11 protein-coding genes are annotated in these 12,370 nt (G+C 49.4%); 1 reads left to right on the top strand and 10 read right to left on the bottom strand.

Translation table 11 applies throughout. From position 1 onward, the window contains the following. Window positions 1-100 precede the first annotated feature (100 nt). The 6 genes from ACR9Y8_RS04755 to ACR9Y8_RS04730 form a co-directional block, all read right to left on the bottom strand. Window positions 101-424 carry an ArsR/SmtB family transcription factor gene (locus ACR9Y8_RS04755; protein ID WP_481212088.1) on the bottom strand — a complete coding sequence of 108 codons (324 nt, stop codon included), beginning with the start codon at window positions 422-424 and terminating at the stop codon, window positions 101-103. A 21-nt stretch (window positions 425-445) separates the two neighbouring features. Continuing rightward, complete coding sequence (locus ACR9Y8_RS04750; protein WP_481212087.1) at window positions 446-1,024, bottom strand: YdeI/OmpD-associated family protein; 579 nt, start codon at window positions 1,022-1,024, stop codon at window positions 446-448. 25 nt (window positions 1,025-1,049) lie between these two features. Next, on the bottom strand, window positions 1,050-1,625 hold the full coding sequence (locus tag ACR9Y8_RS04745; RefSeq protein WP_481212086.1) for a DUF4256 domain-containing protein: 576 nt from the start codon (window positions 1,623-1,625) through the stop codon (window positions 1,050-1,052). A gap of 17 nt (window positions 1,626-1,642) precedes the next feature. Further along, window positions 1,643-2,032 carry a DoxX family protein gene (locus tag ACR9Y8_RS04740; protein ID WP_481212085.1) on the bottom strand — a complete coding sequence of 130 codons (390 nt, stop codon included), beginning with the start codon at window positions 2,030-2,032 and terminating at the stop codon, window positions 1,643-1,645. 6 nt (window positions 2,033-2,038) lie between these two features. After that, on the bottom strand, window positions 2,039-2,503 hold the full coding sequence (locus ACR9Y8_RS04735) for an SRPBCC domain-containing protein (RefSeq protein WP_481212084.1): 465 nt from the start codon (window positions 2,501-2,503) through the stop codon (window positions 2,039-2,041). A gap of 129 nt (window positions 2,504-2,632) precedes the next feature. Beyond that, window positions 2,633-3,697, bottom strand: a complete 1,065-nt coding sequence (locus ACR9Y8_RS04730) for a response regulator (RefSeq protein ID WP_481212083.1) — start codon at window positions 3,695-3,697, stop codon at window positions 2,633-2,635. 222 nt (window positions 3,698-3,919) lie between these two features. Here ACR9Y8_RS04730 and ACR9Y8_RS04725 point away from each other — a divergent pair, with 222 nt between their 5' ends. Next, entirely contained in the window at window positions 3,920-4,624 is a 705-nt protein-coding gene (locus ACR9Y8_RS04725) for a hypothetical protein (protein WP_481212082.1), read from the top strand. A 2-nt stretch (window positions 4,625-4,626) separates the two neighbouring features. Here ACR9Y8_RS04725 and ACR9Y8_RS04720 read toward each other — a convergent pair whose 3' ends face one another. The 4 genes from ACR9Y8_RS04720 to ACR9Y8_RS04705 form a co-directional block, all read right to left on the bottom strand. After that, window positions 4,627-5,514 (bottom strand): DUF4349 domain-containing protein, encoded by an 888-nt coding sequence (locus ACR9Y8_RS04720; protein WP_481212081.1) that lies wholly within the window; start codon window positions 5,512-5,514, stop codon window positions 4,627-4,629. A gap of 172 nt (window positions 5,515-5,686) precedes the next feature. Continuing rightward, the gene (locus ACR9Y8_RS04715) at window positions 5,687-7,423 is read right to left on the bottom strand and encodes a SusD/RagB family nutrient-binding outer membrane lipoprotein (RefSeq protein ID WP_481212080.1); all 1,737 of its coding nucleotides are present in this window, start codon (window positions 7,421-7,423) and stop codon (window positions 5,687-5,689) included. 18 nt (window positions 7,424-7,441) lie between these two features. After that, complete coding sequence (locus ACR9Y8_RS04710) at window positions 7,442-10,999, bottom strand: SusC/RagA family TonB-linked outer membrane protein (RefSeq protein WP_481212079.1); 3,558 nt, start codon at window positions 10,997-10,999, stop codon at window positions 7,442-7,444. A 154-nt stretch (window positions 11,000-11,153) separates the two neighbouring features. Continuing rightward, window positions 11,154-12,329, bottom strand: coding sequence for a FecR family protein (locus ACR9Y8_RS04705; protein ID WP_481212078.1), 1,176 nt, complete (start codon window positions 12,327-12,329; stop codon window positions 11,154-11,156). Window positions 12,330-12,370 lie beyond the last annotated feature (41 nt).

Genomic DNA, 12,370 nt, shown 5'->3' with positions numbered 1-12,370 from the left:
TCCTTGAACTACTTTTTGCCGCAGTAAATGAGCTCCTGAAAGGACAGCTGAAAGGTAAATCCAGCCGCAGCCTTGCGCAGATCCTCAGGCGCGGGTGATCCTACTTTTTGGTTTTGTGCTTTTGCATGATCTCCTCCAGTTTGTTAAACCGGTCATCCCATATTTTGCGGAATGGTTCTATAAAATCAGCTACCTCTTTCATCTTTTTGGCATTGATGTGATAGTAAATTTCCCTGCCGTTCTGCTCCTGCTTCAGCAGTTCGCACTCCGTGAGTATCTGCAGGTGCCTGGAAACGGTTGGTCGGGCCGTATCAAAATTGGCAGCAATGGCTCCGGCAGTCATGGCCTGCGACGCAACCAGCAGCAGGATAGCCCTCCTGGTGGGATCGGCAATGGCCTGGAATACATCTCTTCTTAAGTTCATTGTCTGAATATTGGGCTGCGACTAATCTTCTAATCCCCTTCCTTCCAAAATCTGCGGTATATATTTTTCCACCCTGGAAGCCCTGGTCTTGGATTGTTTGGCCGAAGAAAAATAAAAGAGGTACCCTCTTTGCCGTCCCGGCGTCAATGCCTCGAAAGCCTTTCTCAGGGCAGGCATTTTATCCAGCTTGAGCTGGAATTCTTCCGGTACGGGATAGTCTGCGGTCTTTTTCATTTTTACTTTCAAACCGGCCTTTTCCACTTCGATCGCTTCATAGATATAAGCTTTCAGCACCCGTGCCATTCCGCTGATCTGTTTCAGGCTGGTGAACCTTATCTGGCGTGCCGATTGCACATTCTCGGTCTGCTGGATCAGGATACCTTCGGGGTCGCCCAGGAGCGCGCCTTTGAAGAGCAGCAGCGCACAGTATTCTTTAAATCCGTGTATCAGCACAACATTGCCTCCCTGGTAACTGTAACAGGGGCAACCCCATTTCAGATCTTCATCCAGCTGGCATTCCAGGGCAATCTCCCTGAGCTTTTCAAATTCTTTCTGCCATTTTTCTTCTTTATCTATAATAGAATCAACCTTTGGATTCATAATACACAATTTATTGGTAAACGGATCAAACCCTTAACGAAGCACGGAAAGCCCTGGAGCTGTAATAAGACTGCGCGCCATTGTGATATGTGAATACATGATCATAACGCCTGTCGCAAAAGAGCGCGCCGCCCAGCTCCCTGATCGCATCGGGCGTGCGCACCCAGCTGGATGTTTTCAGGTCGAAAGCTCCCAGCTGCTGCAGCTCGCGGTATTGTTCTTCTGTCAAGATCTCGATGCCCATATCAGCAGCCATACCAATCGCATTATTTTTAGGTGGATGCTCTTTCCTGGAGGTCTGCGCTTCATAGTCGTAACAGGTATTCCTGCGCCCTTTGGGCGTTTCTGCAGCACAATCATAGAAAATATACTCGCCTGTCTTTTTATCATAGCCAACAACATCAGGTTCCCCTTCTGTTGTTTCCATTTCATTGAGCGACCATAGTTTTTGAGGATGCGCTTCCAGCCTGGCCTGCACATCCGCCCATGCAATACCTTTATGGCGTTGCATGTGCTTCTCAAATCGCGTTTGCAATGCCTTGAACAGTTTTTCCTGTGCTGCTGCTGATATTCTTTGCTTATTGCCGGTGGAGTTTTTCATACTTATAATTTACTACATTAAATGGAAACGCTCAATGCCATTACCTTTCTGTTGGCAGGCCTGAAATACCATGAGATCACCGTGAGCACCAGCAGGAACAAAGACGGGAATGTCTTGCTGAAGGGATCGCCGGATACGATGTGTGAAATGGCGGCGCCAGACAGGGTAAAGAAGAAGCCTGCATAGGCCCATTCCTTCAGTAAAGGCCGTTTAGGGATCAGCACGGCGATCACGCCCAGGATCTTCCATGCGCCGATGATCGTCATAAAATAGACAGGATAGCCAAGTTGTGTAATAGTATCCACTTCGTCTTTCACCCGCAATAACTGCACAACGGCGCTGGATACCAGTCCTAAAGACATCCAGATAGTGAAGATCCAATAGATGATTTTGTTTCTCTTTGTCATAGGTGGTTATTTAAATTTATCAGCTACTTTTTGTAAACGATTATGCGCCAGCGCTACGCCTCTTACCATGCCGATCTCCACATAGCGGTCCCGCTCTGCTACTGACCTGTATATCACGTGCATATTGAGGTTACTGGTATCTTCACTGAGCGCCTGGAATTCCAGGAATTCCAGCTGCACCCCCATCCCGGTATTTTCCATTTCAAATGTGCGGGTGATCCGTTGTTCGGGGATAAACTCATGGAACACGCCACTCAGCCTGAATTTGTTCCCGGTAGGATCAGTGGTTTCAAACAGCCAGCGGCCGTATTTTTCAGTTTCAAGCTGCAGTACTTTTGTGCCCATCCATTCCTCAAAGATCTCAGGATCTGTATACGCCCTGAAAAGCAGTTCCAGGGGCAGATCAAATTCCCTGGTGATCAGCAATTCCTGTTTGCCGTTCTCGGCATGCACTTTTGTTTTTAGTTCCATATATGTAGCTATGTGACTACAAATATATGTGTAGCTATTTAACTACGCAAATTTATTTTGAAGGACACATAAAAAAGCCCGGTAAACTTTGTATTTACCGGGCTGAGATAATATTGGTAAGTATAAACACTAACATTTAAGACAGCAATCCCGCAGCTTCCTTTCATCCAGTACAATCACCATCCCGTCCTTGATATCCACCATTCCTTCCTCCCTGAAATCTCCCAGTGTACGGATCACTGATTCTGTTGCCGTACCTGCAATAGTCGCCAGGTTCTCCCGGCTGATCTCAATGGCGAAAGGCGTTTCCTTTTTTGCATTATATTTCTTGTAAAGGCTCATCAGCGCCTCCGCTACTTTCTTACGCAGGGAATTATAGGCCAGTCCTAAAAGCTGCTGTTCTTTACCCGTCACATTCCTGGCCAGCATGCGGATAAACACGGCCGCTGCTTCCCGGTGACTGTTCATCAGCTTTTCGAACTCTTCCCGCGGTATCACCGCAATCTCGCTGTCGTCCAGCGCTTCTGCGGTTTCCTTGTACAGGCCTCCTTCCAGCAGCGCTACATAACCCAGGAAATCCCCGGCCTTGTACAGGTCCACTACCAGGTCTTTGCCATCCTCATTCCGTTTGAATGTTTTCACCTTTCCTTTCTCGATATAAAAAAGGCTTAGCGGGCGGTTGCCTTCCGAATAGATCAATTCCCGTTTCCTGTATTTTTCAATATTCCTTCCTGCTGCCAGGGCTATCAGCGATGCTTTGCCAGTGGCGGCTTCCATGAGCCTGGTGAGCCCCTGCAGGTCAGGCGCAAAAGCCTGTTTTCTCAGCGATGCTTTTTTCAATCGGCTCTGGACGGCCTGCAGCAATTCTTTGCCGTGGAAGGGCTTGGTGATGTAATCATCCGCGCCCATTTCCATGCCCTTGCGGAAAGCGCTGCGTTCGGCTTTGGCGGTGAGAAAGATGAAGGGAATATCTTTCGTTTCCCTGTTACGCTGCAGCATGTGCAATACGCCGTAACCATCCAGTACAGGCATCATGATGTCGCAGATCACCAGGTCAGGCTTGTGCTCCAGGGCCAGTTCCACGCCGGCTTTGCCGTTGTCCGCGGTCAGTACCTTGTAGCCAGACATGTCAAGGATCTCTGCTGTGTTCTCCCGGATGCCTTCGTTGTCTTCAATAAGCAGGACCGTTTTCATTTGTTCACTTTTGATGTACAAGATGCAAAAGTTTACTGCAAGCAGGCATGATGGCGGTCATTTCCGGAAATGATTTCACTCATGGCTGTGCCCCCCTGATAAGGTACACCAAAAGCATGCCCTTGTTGGATTTTATTGACCACGATCAGCATTTATCTTGATGCGGATCATTGTTCAAATCCCTTCTTTTCCCGAATATTTGTTGTATAAAGCGCATTTGTCATGTACCGATCTTTCACCTACGCCGAATTACAGGAAAGGTTTTGCGAGGGTTTTTCTTTCTTTCCTTTTGCAGCGCTGGAACAACATGGCCGGTTTATTTACAAGCGATATGCCGCCGGCGACAATACAGCAGGACTGCTGGACAGCTACAACGCTAACCGCGATGGCAGCCTGCATGCCCGCATCCTGCTGGTAAAGCTGCAACAGCAGGACATTCCCCTTGCCGCTGAACTGCTGCAGCGGATTCAGTCTGAGCACGCCCGCCTGGGAGAGCGTTTTCGCAGCCTGAAAAGACGGCCTGCCATTTATAAGCAGCTCCTGGAAACGATGGGCACTTACCAGCGAATCCTCACGGTGTACCAACACCAGGTCCAGGAGCAAATAGTGGCGCAACTGCAGACCCTGTCTGATAAGCACGGCCCGCTTTTCCTGGAAGGGATCACTGCCGAAAACCTGGCCAGTATCAGCGCCGTAGTACAGGAATTCCTGCAGAGCACAGAGCTCCTTTACGGCTTCCTGTATGGTTGCATACGGCAGCTGCCAGGCTTTAAAAGGCTGGTGCTCACCGCCAAAGAAACAGAAGACCTGGAGGTCTTACTGAAGATGGTAAGAGCCTTCAGGGCACTACAGAGAAAGACCGGTCATGTGCTGGAGCAGTGGAAGGAGGAAGGTACCCGGCACCGCGAACAACGGACCCTGAACTGATCTTATTCCTGCCGGATCAGCTGCATTATTTTCAGCTTTTCCACGATCAGCAGGATAATGAAACCTGCCGCCACAGCGAAGCACACACCAATCATGCTGTAAGAATAGTACCGTATAGACCATTCCAGGGCAATCCGCACGCGATAAAAAAAGCTGATCGCTTTTTTAGGCCTGCCTTCAAATAAAGACAGCTTTACCGTACAGAATTCATTCTCCGCATTAAAGTTACCCAGCTCCACACCCAGGTCCTGCAGTTTAGCCTCGATCTCCAGGATCTTATCATGCAGGGAAACAAAATCGCCCACCTCGCCGTTCTTCGACTTGAGGTCTTGTAAGGAGGCTAATGTCTTTTCCAGCGATGCCTTCTGCGCATTGAGCTGTCGGTATTCATTGGTCTTGTCCTCCTTGGTAACAGACATGGACTGAATCTTACCGATCTTCCGGATCTCCGTGTAAAAAGAGTCAAATACCGCAGGTGAAATCCCGATCAACATATGCAGTTCCCGGCTGCCTTTAAGGCCAAAAGCCCTTTCATACTGGATAATGCCTTTAAAGGCCGTTGTCTGGCTGCGTATTGATTGGTCATCCTTGTCAAAATCAGTTGATTCAGAAGTGACCACCGCCGTTTTTTCATATTTCTGGGCGCTCGCGGGTACGGCGCTACCAGGAGAGGGAGGCGCCTGCAGGTGGATCTCGCTCAATATGGCCTTCTCGGACGCATAGTTTTTACGCAGGTTGGCCACTCCGTCGAAAAAGCTGCTCTGTTGGCTGATGGCGGGGCCATCATTTTTGATGAAGGTATACAGAAAGCGGAACAGGAAGAGTACCAGGTAAAAGGCAAGCAGCCAGCGGGCAATGCGCCAGCAACGTTTGATAAAGTTTGTTTTCATAGTTAGAGATTCATGGCTAGAGATGCGTGAATATAAAAATTCCATAATGCATCAGGGAATTTTTTTATCCTGCTTTGTTCGTTTATGCGGTTCTTCAATATCTTACAAGGATACAAAAAGAGACGCCCCGTACCGCTAAACGGTGACGGGGCGCCATGGTTGCTCTCATGTCCTATTCGTAATTATAATCGTTCCAGTAGGGCACAACCGTGCGTAAAGCAGTGGGCACCCAGAAAATAGGAGCGGTCAGGTTGTTCTGACTCGCCACTTTCTGGAAATTATCCGGGTTAGCGCTTTGTTCTGAAGTGGGATAGCGTACCCGCTCCGGCATGGGTTTCCAAACATTTCCTCGCCAGGTAAAAGGCTCCAGCTTTGGGTGGCGCGTCCGCCGCAGCTCTGCCCACAGTTCGTAGGGCATTAAGAGGTTCAGGTGAATATACTTCTGCTGCATCAGTATTTCCATCTTGCCGTCCACGCCAGCGGCTGCATCGAATTTGACGCCTACCTTGTCTGCCCAGGCAGCTATTACACCAGCTGAAGGCTTTGTGGGATACAATACAGAATCTGCCGTGCCTCTTTCATATACACTTAACTGGTTGAGCCAGTACCAGAAATCAACAGAATGGGTGACGGCGTCCCTGATATGTTCGCCGGCTGTTTTACCGGTGTTGCCCAGGCCTTTCACTGCTATCTCTGCTTTCAGGAGGTCCAGCTCTGCCAGGGAGAACATATAGACGGGCATATTGGCATTCCGTTGAAAGGTGGCGTGATTGTACATGGACTTGGCATTCTGCTCCAGGGAAGACCTGATATCATCTGCAAAAGGATAGTACTTGTCGCCAGCATCGTATATCGGCGTTTGTGCGTCTATGTTATAAGAGATGGGCCTGTAGTCGTTGTATTTGGTGCGAAGCGCTAATACGGGCAGCCTTGGGTCATCCTCTCCCTCATTATAAGTGGGCGCTCCGTAATTCAGCCTTTTCATGATGATACCGGGCACGAATGCAGCGTAGGTAGTTTCATACAAGCCGCGTATCCAGAAGCCACCGCCGGTGGGGTCTATGGTATACCACAACTGCCAGGTGAGGTCTGTTGTGGGCAAAGGTTTGGTCAATGCTTCGGCGATCAGCGGCTTTGCATATGCTTCCTCTACCCCGGAGATCCTTACCAGCAGCCTTAAGCGGACGGCATTGGCAAAGGCCACCCATTTGCTGATATCGCCTTTGAAAGCCACATCCTGGGAACGGAAGGTAGATTTACCCAGCTCAGACACCTGGTTGTAGGATGTTTCCAGCGTATTGACTACCTCACCCAGGTCTGCTATAACAGACTGGTAGATGGTCTTCGGATCATCGTAGGCAGGGAAATAATGTTCAGTACCACCGCTGCTGCCCTGAAATGCCTGCGAGTAGGGAATGGAATTGAAGAGGTCCACCAGTTTGGCCACCTGGTACAGTTTTATCAATGTAGCCAGTTTGAAATACAGCTCGGCATCGGTCTTATCCTTTCCGCTGCGTTGATCCATTTCGCTTTTGATCGTTTCCCAGTTTTTGAGCCGCGTATAGCTGCTTTCGAAATAGGACTGGCCGGTAATGGGGTAATCGTCGAAGCCATTGCCCGTAGTAAGATCGTTATAAGTAGAGAACCAGTCATAACGATAGGAGATGTAGCGGTTGCATACCTGCTCATAGCCGGTGATGCTGGTGCCGCCGGACAGCAGATAAAACCATTCGCCATAATCCTGTACAAAGATCTTATTGGTGGTAAGCAGCTGGGTGAAAAGGCCGGGCACAATGTCCGACGTGCCGCTTCTCAGCTGGTCCGGGTTGTAATATCTGTCCTCCAGGTCTTTTTTACAGGAGCTGACAGTTATTGCAGATATGATGATCAATAAAAATACCTTTTTCATGTTACTCCATTTAATGCGTTAAAAAGCTACTGTCACGCCCAGGGAATAGGTGCGCTGTCCGGGATACACCGTATTCTCCACATAAACGTCTGCACCCAGCGCTGATTCTGAATCAATGTTTGGGATGGATTTATAGAGGTAGAACAGGTTACGGGCTGCCAGGTTCACTGTCAGCTTTTGCAGCCGTAATCTTTCGGTCATTGCTCTCGGCAGTGTATATGCCAGCGCAACTTCCCGCACTTTTACATAATTGTTCTTGTACAAGCCATCCGGTGGAAATGAACTGGCCAGGTCATTCACATAAGACAGATAATAGTCTGAGGCAGCTGCAATGATATCATTCTGCACATACTTGTCGTTAGCATCCTTTTTAACACCAGGAAGGATCACGCCGTCATGATACACTCTTCCGTCAACAGCCCCTGCGGGTGCAGGTTGATTGTGCTGCCAGGCTATCTTTTTGTTATTAGCGTCGATATAGTAGGCCAGCCCGCCATGTTCTTCGTCCCGGTATTGCAGGGTGTTTTCCAGCTGTCCCAGGCCGAACATACGGTTATTGGTATACGAAAACACCGTGCCGCCTGATTTGAAGTCCAGGCCTATGCGCAGGTCAAATGACTTGTAGTGCAGGTCAGACAGTATACCGCCATAGAACTTGGGCATGATGTTGGCCACGTCGATATAACTCTGGGAGTTCAGGATATAGATCCCATTTTCGTTTACCACCCTGTTACCTGCCTCATCACGCTGATAATCGTTCATTACGATCTGTCCGTAAGGCTTGCCCTGATCTGCCCGTACGGCAGCTGCTGAGCCATTGATGAGATTATACAGGAAGTTCTGGGTAATGCCGGGATACAGCTTTATCACTTTGGATCCCTGGCGTGCACCGTTTACGGTGATATCCCAGCGCAGATTCTTGGTTACAATGGGCGTTCCGGTGATGGCCACTTCCAGGCCCCAGTTCCTTACATTACCTGCGTTGATCTTAAGCGCATTGGAGCTGGAAGTGGGAGAGATGGCCAGGTTCATAATCTGGTCGTATATATTATTCCGGTAGTAAGAAACATCCAGCACTACTCTGTTATTATGGAAGAAAGTATTATTGATTCCGATCTCAAACTCCCTTTTACGCTCCGGTTTCAGCGCGCCTGGCAGGATATTGGCGGGAGGTTGAACGGAAACAGCATCCGTACCGGGCAGGCGGTTGAAACTATACAGGTTGTTGGCGAAATAACGGTTAGTACCATTGCCCACATCAGCCCAGGCCAGTCTTACCTGCCCTCTGTTCATTTTGGGTATAGAGAAGCGCTCTGTGTAGTTCCAGGTAACGGAAGCGCCCGGGTAAAAATAGCTGTTGTTCTCAGGCGGCAGGGTAGAGTTCCAGTCCTGTCTTCCCTGCAGCTCCAGGTACAGCTCATTTCTCCACGAAAGCGTGGCAGAAGCCACTGCGCTATACAACACATCACTGCCTCTGTTGTAGTTCCTGATCAGGTAGAGATTATCCGCGCTGGGAGGGCCTACTTCGTTGGCAAAGGAATACCAGTCCGGGTAAGTGAGCCCTCCAACGGTGGTGCTGCCAAGATATTCGGAGCTGCGCAGCCGGTAAATAGCCCCTGCAAAAGCGTACAGGTGGAGGTCTTCGCCCACAAGGTTGTTATCATAGTTCAGCAAAGCCTGGTAGGTTTGTACGGTGGTATTTTCTTTTGCTGCGCTGAAACTTCCGCCAGCAATAGCAGGGAGTATCCTGTCCACGCTTTTCTCGCTTTTGTAGGTAGTATTGTCATAATCCAGGCCTGCCTGTCCTACCAGGAAGAGATGCGGCGTAAAGTTGAGGGTAACCTTAGCAGAAGTGACGAAATGCACCTTATCATCTTTATAGCGGTTCTTTTCGAGCTCCCACAGGTACGACCCCAGCTCACTAACGGCCTGTGGCACGCCCATGTTGCTCAGATCCCGCTTGTAGCCCAACTCGTCGGTATACAATGACCAAACTTTGTCAAAGGAATAATCCCTTGGAAAACCCCAGGCGATGGACTGCGAGTTCATGCCCCTGCGGTTCTGGGAGCTTACGTTGTAAATATTGGTAACCACTTCAAACGTTGCCAGATCAGAGGCTTTGATGCTTCCATTGAAGCTGAAAGTATTCCTTTTCTGCCAGGAGTTGTCGCTGATAATGTCTTTGTAGTAGTAATTGGTGTAGGAGGCTCTCAGGGCGCCCTTTTCATTACTTCCTGCAATAGCAACGTTGGCGGTAGAAGAAAAGCCTGTCTGAAACAGGTCCCTGTAATTGTTGGGATGTGGATTGTTTTTGATGATGCTGCTATCATACATCATCACATCTGCACCATCGAATTTAGGCCCGAAATTATACCGGTAATTAGGCACTACCCTGGTTCGCTGGCCGTTCACGGTAGCATAGGCGGTGTCGTATATATTTGCGCCTAAGCCGTAGGTGTTCTGCAGCTTCAGGTAATTGGCAGGTTGCTCTATGGTGTATTGATAAGAGCCGGTCATGCCAAAGCCTCTTGTATTGCGGCCGCTTTTGGTGGTGATCAGCACCACGCCGTTGGCGGCGTCGCTGCCATACAAGACTGTAGCTTTAGCGCCTTTCAGTATTTCAATGGATTCAATATCGGCGGAGTTGATATCATTGATGCCTGCGCCGTAATCAAAGCCTGCGCCTACGGATCCGCCTATGGAGGTTCTCCTGTCTGCCAGTATCACCCCATCCACTACAAACAGCGGGCGTGTGTTCTGATCGGGGTTCATACTGGCGGCTCCGCGGATGTTGATCCGGACACCGCCCTGCGGGCCTGCTGCGCCAACATTTACCCCTACGCCGGAGGCCTTGCCGTAGAGCGCCAGGAATGGGTTCATAGTGGCGCCGGCTTTAGTGAGCTCTTCTCCTTTGATGGTACTGATGGCGTAACCCAGCGAAGCCCTGTTACGCTTGATACCTAATGCCGTTACCACCACATCGCTTAAACCGGTGGCTGCGGAGGAGAGCGTTATGGTCAGAAAGGAGCCGCTGCCTGCGCTTACTTCCTTGCTTTGAAAGCCAACAGAGCTGAAAACAAGGATCGCATTGTCGTTTGGGACGGTAATGCTGAAACGGCCGTTAACATCCGTAGCGCCGCCTGTTTTGGTGCCCTTTATGGAATAGGATACTCCTGGTATCGGAGTGCCCAGGCTATCTCTTACTACACCGGTGATCCGCTTATCCTGGTCGGGCAGCGGCGGTGCATTGATGGCCTCCAACTGTGCTGTTTTTTCTTTGAGGGCAATGACCTTGCCGATGATCTCATACGTGAAAGGCTGGTTGCGGAACACCAGGTCCAGCACTTGTTCCAGCGTGGCATTCTCTACTGATATATCTACCGGTTTACTTTTGGCGATGAGTTTGTCTTCATACCAGAAGCGGTAGCCTGTCTGCTTCTTGATCTCTTCAAATACTTTTATAATCGGGGAGCGTTTTTGTGATAAGGTGATCTGTTGTGATAAGCCCTTTGCGCCAACCTGTAAGCAGGCAATGGTGAGTAGAACAATAGTGATCTTGTAGAATTTTAATTGCATAACATGCAAGTTTTGGGTGTAATAGATCAATATTCGTAATGGTTGTCTGATGGAATAGATGACCCTCACGGTTGATCAGGGTCATAGCGGCAATTCCTATGGACCTTTATTCATAGCGAGCGATTTTGGTTTGCAATAAGTACTATAACAAGCGCTACGGCATTACAACAAGTCTTTCATTGTTCATCTTAAAATGGATCTTACTAACTTCAAGCAACTGTAATAGCTCAGCGAGCCGGGCGTCCCGTGGAATATCGCCCGTAAATACACGTGGTGGGATCTCGCCTTCATAGTCTACTTCTATATTATACCAGCGCATTACTTGTCTCATGATCGTCCGGATGTCTGCACTCCTGAAGGAAGTGAAGCCGTTCTTCCAGGCCAGGGCCAGTTCAATGTCCGCATCGTTGATCACTTTTATACTGTTCCCCTCCTCCAGTTGGGATTGCTGTCCGGGCTTCAGCAAGCGTTCCTCTTTTCCTTTTGCTACTTTTACGGCGCCTTCCACTAAAGTAGTTTTAATGGCATTTTCATCTGTATAGGCCATGATGTTAAAGCTGGTGCCCAACACCGTGATGTCCATGCCTTCCACCCTCACATGAAAGGGTTGGGATGCATTTTTTGCCACCTCAAAATATGCTTCACCGGTGAGGTCCACACTCCGCGTTGCTTCCGTAAATTGCGTAGGAAAGCGCAGGGAGGAAGCTGCATTCAGCCATACCTTGGTGCCGTCTGGCAATACCAGCTGGTATTGTCCTCCTTTGGGCGTACGTAATAGATTATAGGAAACAGCCGCGGGGGCCTGTGATGCGCTTTTGTTATATACCAGCTGTCCGGGCCGGGCCAGCACGCTGGCATTACCCTGTGCTGGTATGGGACCGATACGGGTGCTATCCAGTTCTACTACCGCGCCATCCGCCAATGTGAGCAGCGCTTTATTAGTGCCTGGTTTGGCATCCGGACGGATAAGGGCGCCAGCCGTTACAGGGGCTGTTGCGCGCTTTTGTGACTGCCATATATAGAATGCGCTCGTCGTCACTATTAACAATGCCAGGGTAGCAGCAACCGACCAGCGATAGCGGAGCAGCAAAGGCCCTAGTTTGGACGGACGGATGTTTTCCAGTAGTTCCGACAGCATCAGCTCCTGGTCTTCTGCAGTCAAAGTACTGTCGCTGACCTCCATATTTGCTACGGTTCGCAGGATATCCTCTTGTATTAAAGCAGGGCGCCTGCCCTGTGCAATTTCCTGCATCAGGTGATGGATGCCCTCCTGGTCAAGCTGGTTTTGCTTGTACTTTTCAAGTAAGATGAGAAATTCCTGGTCCGTCATTGTATAGCATTCAGGATAAAGACGTAGGAAAAAGGCGCGAG

It is taken from the genome of Chitinophaga sp. SVR4-12A (genome assembly GCF_056754765.1).
This window is presented reverse-complemented; position numbering and strand designations above follow the sequence as displayed.